The following is a 21,661-nucleotide window of genomic DNA, read 5'->3' as shown; positions in this document are numbered from 1 at the left end:
CTTTTGATTCACGCCGCGCGTCATTCGGCGTCGCGTGCCGGGGTCAGGATCTCGCGGTTGCCGTTCGACGACATCGCCGACACCAGCCCCGAATTCTCCATCTGCTCCAGCAGCCGCGCCGCGCGGTTGTAGCCGATGCGCAAGTGCCGCTGCACCAGTGATATGGACGCGCGGCGGTTCTTGATGACGACCTCGACCGCCTGGTCGTACAACGGATCGGACTCGCCGTCCGCGCCGCCGGTTCCGTTGGCGCCGGCCGAGCCTTCGTCGCCCTCGCCGGCCAGGCCGCCTTCGAGCAGGCCTTCGATGTAATTCGGCTCGCCCTGCTCCTTCAGCTTGTCCACCACGCGATGCACTTCCTCGTCCGACACGAACGCGCCGTGTACGCGCACCGGCAGGCCCGAGCCCGGCGGCAGATAGAGCATGTCGCCCATGCCGAGCAGCGATTCCGCGCCCTGCTGGTCCAGGATCGTGCGCGAGTCGATCTTCGACGAGACCTGGAACGCCATCCGCGTCGGCACATTGGCCTTGATGAGGCCGGTAATCACGTCCACCGAAGGCCGCTGCGTCGCGAGAATCAGGTGGATGCCCGCCGCGCGCGCCTTCTGCGCGATCCGCGCGATCAGTTCCTCGACCTTCTTGCCGACCACCATCATCAGGTCGGCGAGTTCGTCGATCACGACCACGATGTTCGGCAAGCGCGTGAGCGGTTCCGGTTCGTCCGGCGTCAGGCTGAATGGATTCGGAATCTTTTCGTCGCGCTTCTTCGCGTCGTCGATCTTGCTGTTGAAGCTCGCGAGATTGCGCACGCCCATTTTGCTCATCAGCTTGTAGCGGCGCTCCATTTCCGCGACCGCCCAGTTGAGCGCGTGGCCGGCCTGGCGCATGTCGGTGACGACCGGACACAGCAGATGCGGAATGCCTTCATAGACGCTCATTTCGAGCATCTTCGGGTCGATCAGGATCAGCCGCACCTGGTCCGCGCTCGCCTTGTAGAGCAGCGAGAGGATCATCGCATTGATGCCGACCGACTTGCCCGAGCCCGTCGTGCCCGCGACCAGCAAGTGCGGCATCTTGGCGAGATCGGCGCAGACCGGATTGCCGCCGATGTCCTTGCCGAGGCCCATGGTCAGCGGCGACGCGCCGTTCGCATAGACTTCGGAGCCGAGGATCTCGGAGAGCTTGACGGTCTGGCGGCGCTGGTTCGGCAGCTCGAGCGCCATGTAGTTCTTGCCCGGAATGGTTTCGACGACGCGGATCGACACCAGCGACAGCGAGCGCGCCAGATCCTTCGCGAGCCCGACGATCTGGCTGCCCTTCACGCCCGTCGCGGGCTCGATTTCATAGCGCGTGACGACCGGACCCGGATACGCCGCGACCACGCTCACTTCCACACCGAAGTCCTTCAGCTTCTTTTCGATGAGACGCGAGGTGTATTCGAGGGTATCGGCGGCGATGGTTTCCTGGGTCTTCGGCGGCGGGTCGAGCAGCGCCAGCGGCGGCAGCGTGGAGTCGCCCGGCAGGTCCTTGAAGAGCGGCACCTGCTTTTCCTTCTCCGCGCGCTCCGAGCGTGCCGGCGTCGGCACGGCAGGCACGATCATCACCGGCTCGTGATCTTCGCTCTTCTCGCGCGAGCGCACGACCTTGCCCTCGCGCTTCACCGCGGCCGCCTCGCCGAGCTTGCGGTCGCGGCCGGCTTCGCGGCGCAGCTGCGCGCCGGTGATGGCGTTGAGAATGCCGTCGCCGACCTTCTCGCACACCGAGAGCCACGAGAAGCGGAAATACAGCGACAGCCCGATGGCCAGCGCGATCAGCAGGAACAGCGTGGCGCCGGTGAAGCCCAGCGCGTGCGACACATGGCGCGCGACCATGTCGCCGATCACGCCGCCGGGCGCGCGCGGCAGCTGCACCTTGAGCGACCACATGCGCAAGGCCTCGATGCCGTCGGAGGCGAGCAGCACGAGCACGAAGGCGAAGGCTTCGGCGAGCCAGGTGCGGTCCTTCGGCGCGTCTTCATCGACGACCGGCGGCTGCGTGATGCGCCGGTAGTTCGCGATGATGCGCCGCGCGAGCAGCACGATCAGCCAGTAGGAGGACAGCCCGAACACGAGCAGCAGGATATCGGACGTATAGGCGCCGACGCGGCCCGCCCAGTTCGCGATGCGCTCGACGCTGACCGCGTGGGTCCAGCTCGGGTCCCTGCGGCTGTACGAGAGCAGCGCCATCACGAGGAACAGTCCGAGCGCGACCTGGAGGATCCAGCGAATCTCGGTGAAGAGCCGCGACATGCGGTGCGGCAGTGCCTGCGGGCTCGCGGAATAAGGTGCTTTGGCCATTGATTCGATGCTTGGTGTCGCCTGCTTGCGGCCTCGCCGGCCGGTGCGCCGGGACCGCCTGGAACGGTGGCCTATTGTAAACGCTGCATTGCGGGGAACGGCGTAAAAACGGCCCGGTGCTTGCAACCTGTAACACTCGTCACGCGGGCGTCATGGGCACGAACACCGCGTGCCGCGCCTATCGCCGCAATTGAAAGGTTCACTCGGAAGGCTTTTCGAGGCACCTTTATAATCCCCGTTTTGCACTCAAATACGGTTCATCGGAAGCGCTCCGGCGCCTCCACGCGGCCACGAGCCGCGCGGCGGGCGTCGATATTGCTGCGGTTCGCGCATGGCAGCCCGCGCCCAGCCGCGCTGGCCACGCTGCCGCACGCTCATCCGGCGCGCTTTCGAGCCGACCATCAAAAACGGACCAATATCATGTCTTCGCCCAAACACGCCAAAGTGCTGATTCTCGGTTCCGGCCCCGCCGGCTACTCCGCCGCGGTCTATGCGGCGCGCGCGAATCTGTCGCCGCTGCTCATCACCGGCCTCGCCCAGGGCGGCCAGCTGATGACCACCACGGATGTCGAAAACTGGCCGGGCGACCCCTCGGGCGTGCAGGGCCCGGAACTGATGCAGCGTCTCGAAGAACACGCGCGCGCCTTCAACACGGACATCGTGTTCGATCACATCCACACCGCGAAGCTCAATGAAAAACCGATGCGTCTCATCGGCGATTCCGGCGAATACACCTGCGATTCGCTGATCATCGCGACCGGCGCGTCGGCGCAGTATCTCGGCATGCCGTCGGAAGAAGCGTTCATGGGCAAGGGCGTGTCCGCCTGCGCCACCTGCGACGGTTTCTTCTATCGCAACGGTGAAGTCGCGGTGATCGGCGGCGGCAACACCGCGGTCGAGGAAGCGCTGTATCTGGCGGGCATCGCGAAGAAGGTCACGGTGATCCATCGCCGCGACAAGTTCCGCGCCGAGCCGATCCTGATCGACCGCCTGCTGGCGAAGGAAAAGGAAGGCGTGGTCGAGATCAAGTGGAATCACGTGCTCGACGAAGTCACCGGCGACCAGTCCGGCGTCACGGGCCTGCGCGTGAAGCACACGCAGACCGGCACCACCACTGACATCGCGCTGCAGGGCGTGTTCGTCGCGATCGGCCACAAGCCCAATACCGATCTCTTCCTCAACCAGCTCGAGATGAAGAACGGCTACATCATCACGAAGGGCGGCACGACCGGCGACGCCACCTCGACCAGCATCCCCGGCGTGTTCGCGGCGGGCGACGTGCAGGATCACGTGTATCGCCAGGCCATCACCAGCGCGGGCACGGGCTGCATGGCCGCGCTCGATGCACAGCGCTACCTCGAAAGCATCCACGAAACGGCCACGCCGCATTCGATGAGCCACGAAGCGGATCGCTGATCCGCCGGACCGCGCGCGCGGCGAGCCGCTAGAATGTGATCAGCCCGCACGGTGCGCATCGCGCATCGCTCATCTTTTGGAAGCTTGCAGAACGGGCCACGGTTCACGCCGCCGGCCCGTTTTCTTTGCGGCAGGCGCGCGGCGGCCCGGCTTGCTTTCCGGCAGGTGCACGCGCGTCCCATCCTCGACTCAGTTTCCAGACGTTTCCAGCTGGCCGAACGATGCCGAAGAATCACCCCCATCCGAACGAACCGAAAGCCCGGCGCAAGCCTGCGCCGCCATCGGCCGAGCCGGCAGCGCGCGAGCCGGCCAAGCCCGCCGATGTCGCCGCCGCGGTAAGGCGCGACGGGCTCGCAGGCCTGTCGACGCTCAAGCGCGCGCTCAAGGCCGATGCCGAGCAGCGCGAGATCCAGCGCGTCGCGGCAGCGCGCGCCGAGCGCGAGAGCGTCGCGGATGCCGATGAATTCCGCCGCGCCATCGACTCGATCGGCGCCGTCGAGCCGCTGAAGACCCCGCCCCGCACGACGCTGACCCGCGTGCCGCCCCCGCCGCTGCCGTTGCAGAGCCGTCGCGACGAAGAAGCGGTGCTGCAGGAAGCGCTTTCGGACGAATACGATCCCGAAAGCCTGCTCGATATCGACGACACGCTGTCCTTCAGCCGCCCGGGCATCAGTCAGGAAGTGGTGCGCAAACTGCGGCGTGGCGCGTGGATCGTGCAGGCGCAACTCGACCTGCACGGCATGCGGCGCGAGGAAGCGCGCGAGGCGCTGGCGGAGTTCATCCGCGAATCGGTGAAGCGCGGGCTGCGCTGCCTGCGCGTGATCCACGGCAAGGGACTCGGTTCGATCGGCCGCGAACCGGTGCTGAAGGGGAAAGTGCGCGCGTGGCTCGTGCAGAAGTCGGAGGTCATCGCGTTCTGCCAGGCGCGCCCACACGACGGCGGCGCAGGCGCCGTGCTCGTGCTGCTGCAGCCGGGCGGCACTTCACGCCAGCACAATCATCCGCAGGATCGCGGTGGCGAAGACAAGTCCAGGCCGGGGTCCGAACGTGCATCCTAGACTGACGCTCGCCATCACCATCATGGAGGCGCTCGCGATCTTCGCGTACGCCTTCTCCGGGCTCATCGAGGCGCGCAAGCGCCGGCTCGACGCGGTCGGCGCGTTTCTCGTCGCGCTCGTCACGGCGTTCGGCGGCGGCACGGTGCGCGACGTGCTGCTGTCGCGCCGGCCGTTCTACTGGGTCGAGCACCAGGACTACGTGCTTTTCATCTTCGCGATGGCGATCTTCGCGCCGCTGTTCCTGCGCGTGACCTCGCGCCTGTTCGACCAGCGCGCACTGCTGGTGACCGATGCGATCGGCCTCGGTCTTTTCAGCGTGTCGGGCACGTCCATCGCGCTGGACGCGCAAATGCCGGCCTTCACCGCGACGATGATGGGCGTCGTCACCGGCGTGTTCGGCGGCGTCATGCGCGACGTGCTGTGCAACGAAGTCCCGCTGATCCTGCGCGATTCGCGTCCCTATGCGGTGTGCGCGTTCGCGGGCTGCTGGATCTATCTCGGACTGGAGCGGCTCGACGTCGACACGATCTACAACGTGCTCCTTTCGACGGCGTTCATCCTGCTTGCGCGCCTCGTCACCTTCAAGCTCGACATCCGGCTGCCGCACTAGACGCCCTGGGGCACGCACCGCGAAGCAGGCGGGAAAACCCCTCGTTTTGCTACAATCGCCTGGTTTCCCGCCCCGCATCCGGCCACGGCGCATATCCGCTCCAGGTCGCCACTACGCACACAGAACATGAACATCGAGCAAGCGCGTTTCAACATGATCGAGCAACAGATTCGTCCGTGGGAAGTGCTGGACCAGGACGTGCTCAATCTGCTTTCGATCGTCAAGCGTGAGAACTTCGTTCCCGCCGCGTACCGCAACATTGCCTTCGCGGACCTCGAAGTGCCGCTGCCCGGCGGCGAACGCATGCTGGCGCCGCGCGTCGAGGCGCGCATCCTGCAGGAACTCGCGGTTCACAAGGGCGAGACGGTGCTGGAAATCGGCACGGGTTCCGGCTACATGGCCGCCCTGCTCGCGCACCGTGGACGCAGCGTGACGAGCGTCGAAATTTCGCCGGAACTGGCCGACCTCGCGCGCCAGAACCTCGCGGCAAACGGCGTGACGAACGCCGAAGTGATCACCGGCGACGGCGCGCGCGGCTGGACCGACGGCGCGCCCTACGACGTGATCTGCGTGTCCGGCGGCCTGCCGGTCATGCCGCAGGAATTCCTCGAACAGTTGAAGATTGGCGGGCGCATTGCGGCGTTTGTCGGCGTGGCGCCGGTCATGAAGGCGCAGATCGTCACCCGCGTCGACGAAAAGCAGTTCCGCGTGTCCGACGTGTTCGAAACGCTGGTCGCGCCGCTGAAGAACGCGGTGCATCCGTCGCTGTTCCGCTTCTGATTGCGCTTCGCGCCGCCGTGCAGTCACGGCGGCGCGCTCCCGTTCCTTGCTGTCCTTGCCGTCGTCTTTCGAAGATCCCCATGCAAAATCTCACCGCACCCGAACTCGCCGCGTGGCTGGCCGATTCCTCGCGCCCCGCGCCCGTCCTGCTCGACGTGCGCGAGCCCTGGGAAGTCCAGACCGCCAAGCTGGCCAACATCGTGTCGATTCCGATGCGCGACATTCCCGCCCGCAGCGAAGAGCTCGACGACGACGCGCAGATCGTCTGCATCTGCCATCACGGCGCGCGCAGCGCCCAGGTCGCGATGTTCCTGGAATCGCGCGGCTTCACGCAGATGTTCAATTTGTACGGCGGCATCGACGCTTGGTCGCGTCAGGTCGATCCGGCGGTGCCCACGTACTGATACCGCGTCATCCGGCGCTCGACCACAGCGCCGTCCCGTTCGCGGCATAGATGACCAGATGGCCGTCCTTCTGGATCAGCGCAACCGCGCCCGGATGACCCGACGTGCCGGTCTGCCACACCCGCGTCCCGTTCCTGTCGTATAGCGCCAGATTGCCGTCTTCCTGCATGCGGACTTCGGCGCCCGGCGAACCGGCGCTTTGCGACGACCATATGACCGCGCCGTTGTGCATCGCGACGAGATAGCCGTCGTCCTGCACCGTCAGCGTGACGCCGCCGCTGCACGCCGCCAGCGATCCACCCACCCCGAAACCTTCACCTGCCGTCAGACGGCCGCAGGCGCCCGGTGCATTGACTTGCGGCAGCGCCGCGAACCAGTCCGGATCGGCTGCGTTTGCGATGGCCTGCGCACCCGCGTCATTCGGATGCAGATGGTCGCCGCTATCGAACGCCGGAGCATAGGCGGCCTGATTGCCGGCGTCGCCGGTCGCCGCTGCCTGATCGAGCACGGCGTCACAGCCGCTGCCGGCGCGATCGCGCAGGAACGCGTTGATTTGCTCGCGGGCGGCCTCGATGGCCGGCGTCCACTCTGCGATGCCCTGGAACGGCGTCAGCGTCGAGCAGATGACGCCGAGCTGCGCCGCGTGCGCCTGGCCGATCAAGCGCCGGTACGCGTCTTCGAGTTGCTGCGCCGTCGGCGGATCGTCGTGGATGAGACTGTTCACGGCTTCGTCCGAGACGATCACCCATTTGACGTTCGACTGCTCCAGCACGTCGCGGGCAAAGCGCGTGAGTCCGGCCTGACCCGCCTGATCCGTGATGAAGTCGTTGCCGCTGATGGCCTCGCTCAGCACGCCGACCGTCATGCTCGCGCGCGCCAGCCGCACCGCCAGCCGGTTGGGCCAGCGCCGGTTGGCGTTCGGCGTGGTCCCGAATCCGTCCGTGATCGACGCGCCGAACGCCACCACCGCGCCCGTTGCGGCGGCGTTCATCACGTCGATGCCGGTCAGGAAATAGACCGATTGCCCGCCCGCCGCATTCGCGACGCCGCCGGCGAACGCGGCATCGCTGCTCACGTCGCCGGGCGCGATGTAGACGTCCTGCAGGCCGAGATCGTGGCCGGTCGAGTGCGGCGGCGTCTTCGACGGCACATGCAGGCTGACGGCGAGATCGGCGAGCGCGGGCACGTCGAAGGGGACGGCATCGCTCTGCACCGAAGCGCCCGCCGGAATCGTGACGTAGGACTGGCCGCTGAACGTGACCCGGCGATCCGTGCCCGCGACCGTGCCCGCCCCGTGCGCGCGCCGCGCAAGATGCACGTCGCCGATCGTCACCGGCTGCGTGCCGTACAGGTTCGAGAGCGTCACCCGCGCAGCCGTGCCGCCGATGCTCGTATGCACGATGTGGCGGATCGTCTGATTATTGAAGCCCGCGTCGGACGCAATGGACGGCGCAATGGACCACGTGCCGGTCCATTGCGTCTGGGCTAAGACCCTCGGCGCGACGGACCCAAGAGCGGCCATCGCCAGCAACCCGACCACGAACCTGCGCAGAACCGGCTTCATATCCGCCTCCGTTTCCGGCCGGACGCCGGACCAATGCGGCTTTCTGCAGAGCGATCGTGCATTCGTCGTACCCGCGGCGCGCGTGGGCACGGCACTACATCAGAAAAAAAGCGGCATGAACGTTCGCTCATGCCGCCTGTTCCTTCCCTGCGCGGCACGGATCACACGACGTTCATCGCCATGGCGCTCGCGCGATAGTGTTCCGCTGCCTGCTGCGTGTCGCCGAGCTGCTCATGCAGACGGGCAAGCGCGCGATGCGTGCGGATCTTGAGCGGCTCGTTGTCGGCGAGCTTCAGCGCCGATTCGAGGAACGCCTGCGCCTTGCCCCACAACTGCTGGTGCAGGCACAGCCGGCCGAGCGTGAAGAGCAGATCGGCGTCTTCGCTGCGCTCCTTCTGCCAGGCTTCGGCGCGCTGGATCAGCGGGAAGGCGTCGCCGCCGACGATGCAGTCCGGATAACGCCGCAACAGCCGCGCATCCCAGTTGTGCGCGAGCGCGTCCTCGACGATCTTCTTCGCCTCCGCGCGACGGTCGAGCGCGATCAGCAATTCGGCTGCGAGATCGGCGAGACGCGGCGACTGGCGCTCGGTCGCCGAGAGCGACTGCCAGAACTCGATCAGCGCATCGGGATTGTGCCGCCGGTCGCGCAGCAGGTTCTCCGCCGCCACCTGGCGCAGCCGCACCGCCACCGCCGGATGCAGCGCCTCGCGCTTTTCCAGCATGCGCACGAGCTTGAGCACCTCGCCCCAGTTCTTCAACTGCTGCTGCGCCCGCAGCGCGATCTGCTGCGCATGGATACGCCGGCCGCCCTGCGCCTGCATCTCGGTCAACGCGACGAGCGCGCCATCGGCATCGCGGCCGTCGGCGCGCATGTCGGCGGTCGCCATCAGGCGCGCGTCCTGCCACTCGGGGCCGCCCACCTGCGCGAGCCATTCGTCGCGCCGGGCATATTCATGCAGCCGGTGCGCCGCGCTTGCGCCGATCAGCCCGGCCGCGCCCTTGTTGTCGGTCACCGCGAGCGCGTCGCGCGCGGCCTTCTCGGCCTTCGAGAAACGCCCGGCATACAGATGTCCGACCGCGTCGCGCAGCGCGGCATTCGCCTTCGCCAGCTTGCTGCGCGCGCGATACGCCGCCACCCGCGACGGCATCTTCCAGACGCCGCGCGCCGCGCGGATCAGCGCATAGAGCACCAGGAACAACACCACCAGCGCGACCACGAACAGGTTTAGCGACATGTCCACGCGATACGGCGGCATCACCAGCAGGATCTGTCCGCCGTTGAAGCCGCCGACCGTCGCGACGATCACCGCGACGGCGAACAGCAGCGCAAGCCAGATGAGTCCACGAGTCGTCATCATCCGCCTCGCTTGAACTGGTGGACGGCGGCGAGGCTGTCGTTGAGGTTGGGCACGGCCACCGCGAGCGACGCCTGATCGACCTGCTTCACCAGTTCACGCACCGCTTCCACCTTCTTCGACGACGGATCGAAGTAGCGGGCCAGCGCGGCATCGGCGGCGCTCAGGTCCGACTTCAGCGTGGGTTCACTGCGCGACAACAGCGACAGACGCGCCGACAGCAGCCGCAGCTTGACGTTCTCGCGCACGAAGTAGCCTTGATCGGGCGACGTGAGCATGGCGTCGGCGTTATCGATGCGGCGCACCGACACGAGGCTCGACAACTGCTGGCCGATGCCGCTCGTGATCTGCCGCCACAGCACCTTCCAGCGCGGCTCGCCGGTGGCCGCGGCGATGGAGGCGCTGTCGGCCGGCGCGGCGGCCTCGGCGCGCGCACGGGCGATCGGCGCTTCGCCGGCGAGCGGCAGCTGGTCGATCTGGCCGATGGCGGTATCGAGCTTGATGGCGAGACCGGTGAGGTCGGTGGTCGGCGCGGACTTGAGCTTGTCCATGTCCTGCGCGATGGCCTTGCGGATCGCCACGACCTGCGGGCCGTTGGTTGCCGCGAGGCGGGTGTCGGCGCTCTGCAGCGCAAACAGCGCGAGTTGCACGTTGCCGGTCAGTTGCAGCTGCTGGCTTGCGCTCGACAGGATCTGCTCGACTTCGGCGACGGTCCAGTCGTCGCGATTGCTCGCGAGATCCTGATATTGCTGCTGCAACGCCTGGCTGTGCGCTTCGGCGTCGGCGAGCTTGCCTTGCATCTGGATGAGCTGGGTGTTGAGCGCGGTCGTGGCGCTCGCGGCCTGATCGGCCTTCGCGCGCAGTTCGGCATTCTGCTGGTCCGCCTGCGCGAGCCGCTGCGACAGTTGCGTGCCGGCGCGGTCGAACTTGCGGTTCAGGACGAACGCACCCGCGCCCGCCGCCACCGCCAGAATGACGACGACGACCCACAACAGCACGAGGCCCGCGCCGCCGCGCCGCTTCTGCTGCTCGAATGGCGTGAACGGCGTGTTGGGCGGCAGGGGCGGTGTCACGTTCGGCTGAGGTGAGTCTTTCTTGGAATCGTTCGGATCAGTCATGCGTGATGGAGCCGGTTGATGGGCCGGTTGTGGGGCCGGTTGCTGGGCCGGGGCCGATTGAGAAGCCGGACCGGCGGCTGCGTCAGCCTCCGGATGCCGGTGGGTCTGGGCCGTTTGATGCGACTCGTGAGTCTGGGCCGATGCCTCCGCGCCGCTCGTGCCGGTCGGAAATAACGCTTCCAGCGCCTGGACGATGCGGTCGTCCCCCGCGCCGGACACCGTCATCCTATCAAAACCCGCCCCCCGCGCGGCCTCGGCGATGCGCGGATGGGGGCAGACCAGCGGCGCGCGTTTCAGGCGGGCGATTTCATCGGCGGTGAGATGCTCGTACGCGAGTTCGTTGAGATTGCGCACGCCTTCGGAGCTGGTCAGCAGCCAGGCGTGCGGCACGTCCTGCATGGGCGGCTCGCCGGTGAGCAGCGCGTGCACGCGCTCCCACTTCTGCATCGACGGCTCCGGCAGCACGCGCCGGTACGCCGCGGCCTTCTCCACCTGCGCGCCCGCGGCGGTCAGGCGTTCGGCGAGCCACTCGCGGCCGCCGTCGCCGCGCACGATCAGCACGCGCCGGCCTTCGAGACCGGTGGCGCCGAATTCGGCTTCGATGGCCGCGTACAGCGCTTCGGAATCGAAACGGGGATCGGCTTTCTCCGCCGACGGCGTAATCACCCGCTGCGCAGGCGCATGCACGCCCTGGCGGGCGAGCGCGGCCACCGAGCCAGGCCCGACCACCGCCACCGGCAAGTCAGCGGGCCACGGCGCGGCAAGCCGGCTGAACGCGTGATCGACCGCGTTCGGCGACACGAACACCACCAGCGCGTAACGCTCCGGCGCATCGGGCGACAGATAGAGCTGATCGAGCGCGGCGCGCAGCGGGGCGTCGTCGGCGACGGGCGCGATGTCGATCAGCGGAAATTCCAGCGTGTCGAATCCGGCGCTGGCGAGACGCGCGAGCAGCGCGGACGACTGTCCCGCCGGACGCGTGACGATGACGGTGGCGCGGCGCGGGCCCGGCATCAGGAACGCGGCCCCGCGGGCGCCGTGTTCGGACCGTCGCCGGCGCGCAAGGTGGACAGCGCGGCGACGATCTCCAGCGCGCCTTGCGCTTCGAGATCCGTCGACACGCGCTGGCCCAGCGCGAGCGCGGCGGCCAGGTCGGGCGCGCGCACGGATTCCTCGGCGCGCAGCACGCGCCGGCCATCCGGCATCGATACCGCGCCGCGCAGATGCAGCGCGTCGCCCTGCCACTCGGCGTACGCGGCGAGCGGCACTTCGCAACTGCCGCCGAGCGCGCGCGATACCGCCCGTTCCGCTTCGACGGCCAGCGCGGTCCGCATGTCATGCAGCGGCGCGAGCCAGGCGGCGAGTTCCGCGCGGTCGGCGCGGATTTCGATGCCGAGCGCGCCCTGCCCCGCCGCCGGCAGGCTCTGCGCCGGCTCGAGACGCGCGCGGATGCGTGCTTCAAGGCCAAGCCGCTTGAGACCCGCGGCCGCGAGGATGATCGCCGCATACTCGCCGCGATCCAGCTTGCCGAGACGCGTGTCGAGATTGCCGCGCAGAGGACGCACGTCGAGCAGCGGGAAGCGCGCGCGGATCATGGCTTCGCGGCGCAGGCTCGAGGTGCCGACAACGCTTCCCGCCGGCAGCGCTTCGAGCGACTCGAAGTGCGGCGAGACGAAGGCGTCGCACGGATCCTCGCGCTCGAGAATGGCGCCGAGCGTAAAGCCTTCGGGCAGTTCCATCGGCACGTCCTTGAGCGAATGCACCGCGAGATCGGCGCGGCCTTCGGCGAGCGCGGCTTCGAGTTCCTTCACGAACAGACCCTTGCCGCCGACCTTCGACAGCGTGCGATCGAGGATCTGATCGCCGCGCGTGGTCATTCCGAGGATTTTCACGTCGCAACGTGGATATAATTTGTGCAGCGCACACCGCACATGTTCGGCTTGCCACAGGGCAAGGCGGCTTTCCCGCGAAGCGATGGTCAGGGTTGCGGGCGGTGTCGCCGAATGCGTCTCGGAATTCATTGATGCTTGAGTGAATGACGGGATTGGTGAATGGACATTAGCGAACAATGGTAGCACGCACGCCACGGCTCACCGACCCGCCGGCATTGCGCGAAAGCCTTGTCCGATGCGCCTTTCGGGGCATTCGCAGCACATCCGGATGCAGCGGGACGGCGGCTTGGCGCCGCCTTCGCGCGGTCCGCGTGCCGCGACGCGGTGAATCGCGCGGCATGCTGTCGCAAGTTTGAAGCACGGCCGTTCGGCGGCCGGTGCTTGCCCGCCGAACCCCACGCCGGTTGACGGAATCGGCAGTCCGGCGTTTCGAGTCGATGTGCCCTGGCTTTGCCGCTTCTGAGAGGAACTCAACGTGACGTCTTCTGCATCGGCTCGCTCCGCGCGCCGCAACGCCGCATCGCCCAAGTCTTCCCCCGCCGGCACGCCCGCACCCGCCAGCCCCAGCCAGCCAGCCACCGTCGCCAAGGCATCGAAGGCCGCCATCGCGCCGAAACCCCGGCCCGGCATCAAGGCCGCGTCGAAGTCGGCGCTGAAGTCCGTTCCCAAAACCGCGCTCAAGACGTCTGCCGTGTCAAAGACCGCCTCGAAGACCGCGCCGAAGCCCTCCACCCGCGCGCGCGACGACAAGGACCGGCCGCTCTTCGAAGACATCCGCTTCCTGGGCCGTCTGCTCGGCGAAGTGCTGCGCGAGCAGGAAGGCGACGCCGTGTTCGATGTGGTCGAAGCCATTCGCCAGACGGCCGTGAAGTTTCGCCGCGAAGACGACGTCGAGGCCTCGCAGACGCTGGAAAAGAAGCTGCGCGCGCTGTCGCCGGAACAGACCGTCTCGGTCGTGCGCGCGTTCAGCTACTTTTCGCATCTCGCCAACATCGCCGAAGACCGTCATCACAACCGCCGCCGCCGCATTCACGCGCTGGCCGGCTCCGGCTCGCAGCCCGGCACGATTGCCTACGCGATCGAACGCATGCGCGAGCAGCAGACCGTCAGCGCCACCCGCAAGCAGCTCGACAAGTTCTTCGGCGACGCGCTGATCGTGCCGGTCCTCACCGCGCATCCGACCGAAGTGTCGCGCAAGAGCATCCTCGACGCGCAGCACGACATCGCCCGCCTGCTTGCCGAACGCGACCAGGAACTGACCGCGCGCGAACGCGCCCGCAACGAAGCGGTGCTGCGCGCGCGCGTGACGTCGCTGTGGCAGACGCGCATGCTGCGCGACGCGCGCCTCACGGTCGCCGATGAAATCGACAACGCGCTGTCCTACTACCGCGCCACCTTCCTGGCCGAGATTCCGGCGCTCTACGCGGACATCGAGACCGCGCTCGGCGAACACGGCCTGCCCGTGCGCCTGCCGGCGTTCTTCCAGATGGGCAGCTGGATCGGCGGCGACCGCGACGGCAATCCGTTCGTCACCGGCGAAACGCTCGACACCGCGATCACCCGCCAGGCGACGGTGATCTTCGAACACTATCTGGAACAGGTGCATTTGCTGGGCGCGGAGCTGTCGGTGTCGAACCTGCTGGCCGGGTCGAGCGAGGCCTTGCAGGCGCTCGCCGACGCCTCGCCGGACCAGTCGGTGCATCGCACGGACGAGCCGTACCGGCGCGCGCTGATCGGCATGTACACACGGCTCGCGGCCAGCGCGCGCGTGCGGCTGGGCGAAGGCGTCGTGGCGCTGCGCAGCGCCGGACCGGGCGCGCCGCAGATCCGCGCGACGCCCTACGCGGACGCCTCCGAATTCACCCGCGACCTGCACGTGCTGGTCGATTCGCTCGCCGAGCATCATGGCGCGTCGATGTCGATCCTGCGGCTCTCGCCGCTGGTGCGCGCGTCGGAAGTGTTCGGCTTCCATCTGGCGAGCATCGACTTGCGGCAGAGCTCGGACATCCACGAAGCGGTCATCGCCGAACTGCTCGCGCGGGCCGGCGTGAATGCCGACTACGCAGCGCTCTCCGAGGAAGAAAAGCGCGCGGTGCTGCTGAAGGAACTGGCCCAGCCGCGTCCGCTGCGCCTGCCGTACGCTGACTATTCCGATCTCGCGAAAAGCGAACTCGGCGTGCTGGAAGCAGCGCGCGAAACCCGTCGCAAGTTCGGCGCGCGCGCCGTGCGCAACTACATCATTTCGCACACGGAAACCGTCAGCGACCTGCTGGAAGTAATGCTGCTGCAGAAGGAAACCGGCGTGCTGCAAGGCTGTCTCGGCAACCGCGAAGACTCCGCGCGCGACGGCCTGATGGTGATTCCGCTGTTCGAAACCATCGCCGACTTGCGCAATGCGCCGGTCATCATGGGCGAGTTCTTCGCGCTGCCGGGCATCGACGCGCTGGTGCGCAACCAGGGCAACGAGCAGGAAGTGATGCTCGGCTATTCCGACAGCAACAAGGACGGCGGCTTTCTCACGTCGAACTGGGAGCTGTATCGCGCGGAACTGGCGCTGGTCACCTTGTTCAAGGAACGCGGCACGACGCTGCGCCTGTTCCATGGCCGGGGCGGCACGGTGGGACGCGGCGGCGGCCCGACCTACCAGGCCATCCTGTCGCAGCCGCCCGGCACCGTCGACGGGCAGATCCGCCTGACCGAACAGGGCGAAGTGATTTCCAGCAAGTTCGGCAATCCCGAAATCGGCCGGCGCAATCTGGAGACGGTGGTCGCCGCGACGCTCGAAGCCTCGCTGCTGCCGCATGAAAATGCGCCCGCGCAGTTGCCGCAGTTCGAGGAAGTGATGCAGACGCTCTCGGATTCAGCGATGGCCGCGTACCGCGCGCTCGTCTACGAGACGCCGGGCTTCACCGACTACTTCTTCTCCTCGACGCCGATCGCCGAGATCGCCGAGCTGAACATCGGCAGCCGGCCGGCCTCGCGCAAGATGCAGGACCCGAAGCAACGCAAGATCGAGGATCTGCGCGCGATTCCCTGGGGCTTCTCGTGGGGCCAGTGCCGCCTGCTGCTGACCGGCTGGTACGGGTTCGGCAGCGCGGTGACCGCGTATCTCGACAAGACCGGCTCCGAGGAAGAACGCACCAAGCGCCTCGCCCTGCTGCGCAAGATGTGCAAGACCTGGCCGTTCTTCAAGAACCTGCTGTCGAACATGGACATGGTGCTCGCCAAGACCGATCTCGCGGTCGCGTCGCGCTACGCGCAGCTCGTCAGCGACAAGAAGCTGCGCAAGCATGTGTTCGAGCGCATCGTCGCGGAGCATGAGCGCACGTGCGCCGTGCTCGCGGAGATCACCGGCCGCGGCGAACGTCTCTCCGACAACCCGCTGCTCGCGCGTTCGATCAAGAACCGCTTCCCGTATCTCGATCCGCTCAATCACCTTCAGGTCGAACTGCTCAAGCGGCATCGCGCGGGCGACCAGAACGTGCGGCTGCGGCGCGGCATTCACCTGACCATCAACGGCATCGCGGCCGGCCTGCGCAACACCGGCTGATGCGTGGCGGCGCCGTGTGTGCAGCACCACGGCGCCGCTGACCTCAGTCCCGCCGCTGCGCCTCGATCAGCATTGCATCGAGTTCAAACGAGCCATCCTCCGTCACGCTGAAGTACTGGCGCACTTCGTCGGGCGCGCTGTTCCACATCGAGCGAATGGCCGTCACGCGCTCGGGCGGCGTGCGCATGCGCGTCACCCACGCATCGAATCCGAGCGGAATGCGCCAGCGTTCGCCGATGCGCGCTTCGAAACCGGCGGCGTCCAGCATCGCGAGCCATTCGTCCGCGCGATAGTCGCGGATATGCGAAGCGTCGCGCAATATTTCGATGGCCTGGATATGCGTGTCGTACAGCGGATCGTCGATCCCCGCGATGTCGATGAAGCGCAGCCGCCCGCCCGGCTTCAGCACGCGATGCACCTCCCGCAGCGCCGCCGGCACGTCGCGCCAGTGATGCGCGCTCATCCGGCTCACCGCCCAGTTGAACGACGCATCCGCGAACGGCAGCGTTTCCGCCGCGCCCTGCTGCGTGCGGATGGTCGTGAGGCCGCGCTCGCGCGCGGCGGCTTCGACCGTCGCGAGCATCTGCGGCGCGATGTCGTACGCCACCACCTCGCGCACGTGCGGCGCAATCGCGAAGCTCGCGTGGCCCGCGCCGCAGCCCATATCCAGCACCGTCGCGTTGCCGCAGGTGGCCGCGAAGGTCGCGGCGAGCGTCTGCAGATCCGCGCCGCTCGCGTGGACGGCGCTCGTGAGATAGGCGGCAGCCGTGCTGCCGAAGGCGTCCGCGACCTGATCGTGGTGTTTCATGGCGAATCTCCGGTTCGGTGTGGGGAGGTGTGGGGAAGGTCTGGCGCTGCAAGCCGCTACAATAGAGCCCGCCCTGTACCGGTACAAGTAGAGCAGTTATTCTGGTATCTCCACCACCTGTCATCGCTGAACCCCGCTTTCAGCACCTTGCATGAGCTCCATCGAGAAACACGACATCCTCGCCGAAACGCCCGCCCGCGCGCTCGGCGAGTTCATCCGCGCGCATCGCGAACGTCTCTCGCCGCAGGCCGTCGGCCTCGCGCCCGGTCCGCGCCGCCGCACGCCCGGTCTGCGCCGCGAAGAAGTGGCGCAACTGTGCGGCGTGAGTCCCACCTGGTACACCTGGATCGAGCAGGGCCGCCCGGTGTCCGCCTCCGCCGACGCGCTCGCGCGCATCGCCGTCGCGTTGCAGCTGTCGCGCGCCGAGCGCGCCTATCTGTTCGAACTGGCGGCGCAGCGCGATCCCGCCGAGCCCGATCCCGCCAGCCAGGACGCGCCCGCCGCGCTGCTGCAGACGGTCGGCCTGATCGGCGCGCCCGCTTATGTGCTGGACCGGCAATGGAACGCGCTGCGCTGGAACGCGCCGGCGGCGGATCTGTTCGTCGGCTGGCTCGACGGCGCGCACGACCGCAACCTGCTGACCTACACCTTCACGTCGGCGGCGGCGCGCGAGCTGATCGTCGACTGGGATACGCGCGCGCGGCGGCTCGCAGCCGAATTCCGGGCCGATTCCATCCGCCATCTGAACGATCCGCCCACCCGCGCGCTGATCGACACCCTCAGCGCCGCGAGCGATGCGTTCGCGCGCTACTGGGCCTCGCAGGACGTGTTCGAGCGCGAAGGCGGCGAGCGCGCGTTCAATCATCCGGCGCGCGGCCGCGTGGTGTTCAATCAGATCACCTTCAAGCCGGCGCATCGCGAAGATCTGAAGCTCGTGATCCTCGTCGGGGAGGCGTGACGCCTTTTGTTAAAATCCCAGTCTTCCGGCGGCTTCTCGCGCCGCTTCCTCCGACCGCCACAGCACAGCACATCACCATGAGTTCCCAACTCCACAAAAAAGGCGAGGCCTGGTCCGCGCGCTTCTCCGAGCCGATGTCGGAGCTCGTCAAACGCTATACGTCGTCGGTGTTCTTCGACAAGCGCCTCGCCCTCGTCGACATCCAGGGCTCGCTCGCGCATGCGTCGATGCTCGCGGCACGGAAGATCATCGGCGCCGACGACCTCGCGGCCATCGAGCGCGGCATGGCGCAGATCAAGGGCGAGATCGAGCGCGGCGAGTTCGAGTGGAAGCTGGACCTGGAAGACGTGCATCTGAACATCGAGGCGCGCCTGACCGCGCTGATCGGCGATGCCGGCAAGCGCCTGCACACCGGCCGCTCGCGCAACGACCAGGTGGCGACCGACATCCGCCTGTGGCTGCGCGGCGAGATCGACCGCATTGGCGAGCTGCTGAAGGATCTGCGCGGCGCGCTGATCGACATGGCCGAGCAACACGCCGACACCATCATGCCCGGCTTCACGCATTTGCAGGTCGCGCAGCCGGTGACCTTCGGCCATCATCTGCTCGCCTACGTCGAAATGTTCTCGCGCGACGCTGAACGCATGCGCGACGCCCGCAAGCGCGTGAACCGCCTGCCGTTGGGCGCGGCGGCGCTGGCCGGCACGAGCTATCCGATCGACCGCGAGGCGGTTGCGAAGACGCTCGGCTTCGAGGGCATCTGCGCGAACTCGCTCGACGCCGTGTCGGACCGCGACTTCGCGATCGAATTCACGGCGGCCGCGGCGCTCGTCATGACGCACGTGTCGCGCTTCTCCGAGGAACTGGTGCTGTGGATGAGCCCGCGCGTCGGCTTCATCGATCTGGCCGACCGCTTCTGCACCGGTTCGTCGATCATGCCGCAGAAGAAGAACCCGGACGTGCCGGAACTCGCGCGCGGCAAGACCGGCCGCGTGAACGGCCACCTGATGGCGCTGCTCACGCTGATGAAAGGCCAGCCGCTCGCCTACAACAAGGACAATCAGGAAGACAAGGAGCCGCTGTTCGATACCGTCGATACGGTTGCCGACACGCTGCGCATTTTCGCGGAGATGGCCGCGGGCATCACGGTGAAGCCGCAGGCGATGCGCGCCGCCGCCTTGCAGGGCTTCTCCACCGCCACCGATCTCGCGGACTATCTCGTGAAGCGCGGCCTGCCGTTCCGCGATGCGCACGAGGCGGTGGCGCATGCGGTGCGCATCTGCGTGGACCGTGAATGCGATATCGCGGACCTGTCGCTGGACGAGATGCGCAAGGAACTGCCGAACGTCGCGCATCTGATCGGCGAGGACGTGTTCGATTATCTGACGCTCGAAGGCTCGGTCGCGAGCCGCGCCCACGCGGGCGGCACCGCGCCGGATCAGGTGCGGGCGGCGGCACGGGCCGCGCGCGCGGCGCTCTGAACGCGCGGAGTCTGACAGCGCCCTGAAGACCCTCCGAGGCCGTTCGCAAGAACGGCCTTTTTCGTTCCCGGCCGCGACGCAGTGTCCCTGCGCAATGCCCGGCTGATTCGCGATAATCGGGTGTCACGCCCTCCACACCCCTCACACGCTCCCCGCCATGATCATCCGCCCCAAGCTCAACTGGTTCCGGCTGTTGTTCGTCTGGCGCGGCTCCGTGCTGCCGCAGTTGCTGCCGCGGCTCGGGCTGATCTTCGCGTTGTCGGTGACGGCGATCGTCATGCACGACACCATGCGCACCTATCCGGTCGAACTCGGCACGCCGCCGTTCGCGCTGGTGGGCATCGCGCTCGCGGTGTTTCTCGGCTTTCGCAACAGCGCAGCCTATGAGCGCTGGTGGGAAGGCCGCAAGCTGTGGGGCGCGCTGCTCAACACCGCGCGCGCGCTCGGGCAACAGGCGCTGTCGCTGGCTGCCCGGCGCGAGCCGGTGCAGTCGCGCCAGTTCCTCGCCGCGCTCGGCGCCCTCGCGCATGCGCTGCGTCACCAGCTGCGCGGCACCGACGCCCTCGCCGATCTCGCCCCGCGCGTGCCGCCCGAGCTGCACGCGCGCCTCGCGGCCGCGACCTTCCGCCCGGCGCTCATCATGCTGTGGCTCGGCGAATGGGTCGCGGAGCGTCAGCGCGAGGGCAGCATCGACGGCTATGCGGTGCTCGCTTTCCAGCACAACCTGAACGTGCTGTCGGACGTGATCGGCGGCTGTGAACGCCTCGCCTCGACCCCGCTGCCATTCTCGTACTCGGTGATGATCCACCGCACCATCTATCTGTTCTGCGCGTTCCTGCCGTTCGGTCTCGTCGACGGCGCCGGCCTGCTCACGCCCTTGTTCGCGTTGCTGCTCGCCTATGCGTTCATGGCGCTCGAAGCCATCGCGGCGCAAATCGAGGACCCGTTCGGCAACGAAGAGAACGATCTCGCGCTGAACACCATCTGCGAAGGGATCGAAACCGCGCTGCATGATCTGGCCGCCGACCCCGGCTTCGTGCGCGCGCCGCGCTGCGCGACGAACACGCCCGACTACATTCTCGATTGACCTTCCGTCCTCCCGTGCAGGGTGCGCATGACATCGTCGATAATCGTGCGCTCTCAACCTGGAGGAAATGTTTTGAAACTGTTCTACAAGGCGGGCGCGTGCTCGCTCGCCTCGCATATCGCGCTCGAAGAGTCCGGCCTGGCCTACGCCACCGAAGCCGTCGATCTCAAGACCAAGACCACCGCGAGCGGCGCCGACTTCAGCCAGATCAACCCGAAGGGCTATGTTCCCGCGCTGTTGCTCGACAGCGGCGAACTGCTGACCGAAGGTCCGGCGATCATGCAATACGTCGCCGATCAGGCTCCGGCGAAACATCTCGCCCCGCTCGCCGACGCGATGGCGCGCTATCGCCTCCAAAGCTGGCTCACGTTCATCGGCACCGAGCTGCACAAGAACTTCTCGCCGTTCTTCACGCCGGGCGTGGGCAGCGATTCCAAAGCCATCGCCAAGGCCACGCTCGAGCGCCGTCTCGCGTATGTCGCGCAGCACATCGATGACAAGCAGTTTCTGCTCGGCGACGACTTCAGCATCGGCGACGGCTATCTCTTCACCGTGCTCGGTTGGGCGAAGCATGTGGATCTCGATCTCGGCAAATGGCCGGCGCTCGTCGCGTATCAGGAGCGGGTCGGCGCGCGGCCCGGCGTGCAGGCGGCGATGAAGGCGGAAGGCCTGATCTGAAGCACGCGGCAGGGCGCGGCGCCGTCGCGGTGTTCATCCGCAGATGCGCCGCACCAGCCATCTGTACAGACGGTCGAGCGTCGGCACGATGCGGCGCTCGGTCCAGTCGAACGACAGCATGGCCACGGACACGAGCATCGCGCTGCACACGAAGCCCGCGAACCACGGCTCGACATGCGGCCAGTCCAGCAGCGCGCGGCATGACAGGTAGTAGCCGCCCACCAGCGAGATAACGAAGAAGATCGCCGCGCGCCAGGACGAATGCTCGCGCGAGCGGGTCAGGTGAATCAGCGCGCCGCACACCACGCCCAGCGCGTGCGCCGGATCGGCATGCATGTCGGATGCAAGCGATGCAAGCGGATCGAGGCAGCGCACCATGTCCATCAGGCATTCGGACCCGCAGGCAGGCGCGACCGGATAGAGAACGATCATGATCTGAAGTGTGCAACGTGAGGTTCCGGCCGCGGGGGGGCGGGGGGGGGGGGGGCCCCCCCCCCGGCGGGGGGGGGGGGGGGGGGCCCCCCCCCCCCCCCCCGCCCGCGCGCGCCACCCCCCCCCCGGCGCAC

17 protein-coding genes are annotated in these 21,661 nt (G+C 67.6%); 10 read left to right on the top strand and 7 right to left on the bottom strand.

What is annotated here, in order from left to right; translation table 11 throughout:
• Window positions 1–20 precede the first annotated feature (20 nt).
• Window positions 21–2,336, bottom strand: coding sequence for a DNA translocase FtsK 4TM domain-containing protein (locus QCE83_RS03090; RefSeq protein ID WP_309807558.1), 2,316 nt, complete (start codon window positions 2,334–2,336; stop codon window positions 21–23).
• Window positions 2,337–2,756: 420 nt separating this feature from the next.
• Between QCE83_RS03090 and trxB the strand changes: the two genes are divergently transcribed.
• The 5 genes from trxB to QCE83_RS03065 all read left to right on the top strand — a co-directional run bounded on the left by trxB (window position 2,757) and on the right by QCE83_RS03065 (window position 6,604).
• Window positions 2,757–3,752 (top strand): thioredoxin-disulfide reductase, encoded by a 996-nt coding sequence (trxB, locus tag QCE83_RS03085; RefSeq protein ID WP_309807557.1) that lies wholly within the window; start codon window positions 2,757–2,759, stop codon window positions 3,750–3,752.
• A 221-nt stretch (window positions 3,753–3,973) separates the two neighbouring features.
• Complete coding sequence (locus QCE83_RS03080) at window positions 3,974–4,810, top strand: Smr/MutS family protein (RefSeq protein ID WP_309807555.1); 837 nt, start codon at window positions 3,974–3,976, stop codon at window positions 4,808–4,810.
• Window positions 4,800–5,420, top strand: coding sequence for a trimeric intracellular cation channel family protein (locus tag QCE83_RS03075; RefSeq protein WP_309807554.1), 621 nt, complete (start codon window positions 4,800–4,802; stop codon window positions 5,418–5,420). Before QCE83_RS03080 ends, QCE83_RS03075 begins: the two co-directional genes overlap by 11 nt.
• 126 nt (window positions 5,421–5,546) lie before the next feature.
• Window positions 5,547–6,200, top strand: a complete 654-nt coding sequence (locus QCE83_RS03070) for a protein-L-isoaspartate O-methyltransferase (protein ID WP_309807553.1) — start codon at window positions 5,547–5,549, stop codon at window positions 6,198–6,200.
• Window positions 6,201–6,280: 80 nt separating this feature from the next.
• Window positions 6,281–6,604, top strand: coding sequence for a rhodanese-like domain-containing protein (locus QCE83_RS03065; protein WP_309807552.1), 324 nt, complete (start codon window positions 6,281–6,283; stop codon window positions 6,602–6,604).
• A gap of 7 nt (window positions 6,605–6,611) precedes the next feature.
• Here QCE83_RS03065 and QCE83_RS03060 read toward each other — a convergent pair whose 3' ends face one another.
• From QCE83_RS03060 to hemC, 4 genes are all read right to left on the bottom strand, one after another.
• Window positions 6,612–8,168, bottom strand: a complete 1,557-nt coding sequence (locus QCE83_RS03060; protein ID WP_309807551.1) for a GDSL-type esterase/lipase family protein — start codon at window positions 8,166–8,168, stop codon at window positions 6,612–6,614.
• Between the two features lie 161 nt (window positions 8,169–8,329).
• Complete coding sequence (locus QCE83_RS03055) at window positions 8,330–9,523, bottom strand: heme biosynthesis protein HemY (protein ID WP_309811419.1); 1,194 nt, start codon at window positions 9,521–9,523, stop codon at window positions 8,330–8,332.
• Window positions 9,523–11,655 (bottom strand): fused uroporphyrinogen-III synthase HemD/membrane protein HemX, encoded by a 2,133-nt coding sequence (hemDX, locus tag QCE83_RS03050; protein ID WP_309807550.1) that lies wholly within the window; start codon window positions 11,653–11,655, stop codon window positions 9,523–9,525. The genes QCE83_RS03055 and hemDX overlap by 1 nt, the downstream gene beginning before the upstream one ends.
• Window positions 11,655–12,662 (bottom strand): hydroxymethylbilane synthase, encoded by a 1,008-nt coding sequence (gene hemC / locus QCE83_RS03045; protein ID WP_309807549.1) that lies wholly within the window; start codon window positions 12,660–12,662, stop codon window positions 11,655–11,657. The genes hemDX and hemC overlap by 1 nt, the downstream gene beginning before the upstream one ends.
• A gap of 346 nt (window positions 12,663–13,008) precedes the next feature.
• On the opposite strand from hemC, the gene ppc reads away from it, so the two are divergent.
• Window positions 13,009–16,083 carry a phosphoenolpyruvate carboxylase gene (ppc, locus tag QCE83_RS03040; RefSeq protein ID WP_309807548.1) on the top strand — a complete coding sequence of 1,025 codons (3,075 nt, stop codon included), beginning with the start codon at window positions 13,009–13,011 and terminating at the stop codon, window positions 16,081–16,083.
• A 43-nt stretch (window positions 16,084–16,126) separates the two neighbouring features.
• Here ppc and QCE83_RS03035 read toward each other — a convergent pair whose 3' ends face one another.
• A complete protein-coding gene (locus QCE83_RS03035; protein ID WP_309807547.1) occupies window positions 16,127–16,891 on the bottom strand; it encodes a class I SAM-dependent methyltransferase in 765 nt (254 codons plus the stop codon).
• A 151-nt stretch (window positions 16,892–17,042) separates the two neighbouring features.
• Between QCE83_RS03035 and QCE83_RS03030 the strand changes: the two genes are divergently transcribed.
• The 4 genes from QCE83_RS03030 to gstA all read left to right on the top strand — a co-directional run bounded on the left by QCE83_RS03030 (window position 17,043) and on the right by gstA (window position 21,095).
• Complete coding sequence (locus QCE83_RS03030) at window positions 17,043–17,849, top strand: helix-turn-helix transcriptional regulator (RefSeq protein WP_309807546.1); 807 nt, start codon at window positions 17,043–17,045, stop codon at window positions 17,847–17,849.
• A gap of 77 nt (window positions 17,850–17,926) precedes the next feature.
• Complete coding sequence (gene argH / locus QCE83_RS03025) at window positions 17,927–19,330, top strand: argininosuccinate lyase (RefSeq protein WP_309807545.1); 1,404 nt, start codon at window positions 17,927–17,929, stop codon at window positions 19,328–19,330.
• A gap of 157 nt (window positions 19,331–19,487) precedes the next feature.
• A complete protein-coding gene (locus tag QCE83_RS03020; protein ID WP_309807544.1) occupies window positions 19,488–20,417 on the top strand; it encodes a bestrophin family ion channel in 930 nt (309 codons plus the stop codon).
• Between the two features lie 72 nt (window positions 20,418–20,489).
• Window positions 20,490–21,095: a glutathione transferase GstA gene (gene gstA / locus QCE83_RS03015; RefSeq protein WP_309807543.1), complete on the top strand. Its 606-nt coding sequence runs from the start codon at window positions 20,490–20,492 to the stop codon at window positions 21,093–21,095.
• Between the two features lie 33 nt (window positions 21,096–21,128).
• On the opposite strand, the gene QCE83_RS03010 is transcribed toward gstA, so the two are convergent.
• Window positions 21,129–21,527, bottom strand: coding sequence for a hypothetical protein (locus QCE83_RS03010; protein WP_309807542.1), 399 nt, complete (start codon window positions 21,525–21,527; stop codon window positions 21,129–21,131).
• Window positions 21,528–21,661: the final 134 nt, after the last annotated feature.

It is taken from the genome of Caballeronia sp. LZ034LL (assembly GCF_031451215.1).
GTDB lineage: Bacteria > Pseudomonadota > Gammaproteobacteria > Burkholderiales > Burkholderiaceae > Caballeronia.
Note: the sequence above shows the minus strand (reverse complement) of the source record. Positions and strands in the feature narration are given on the sequence as shown.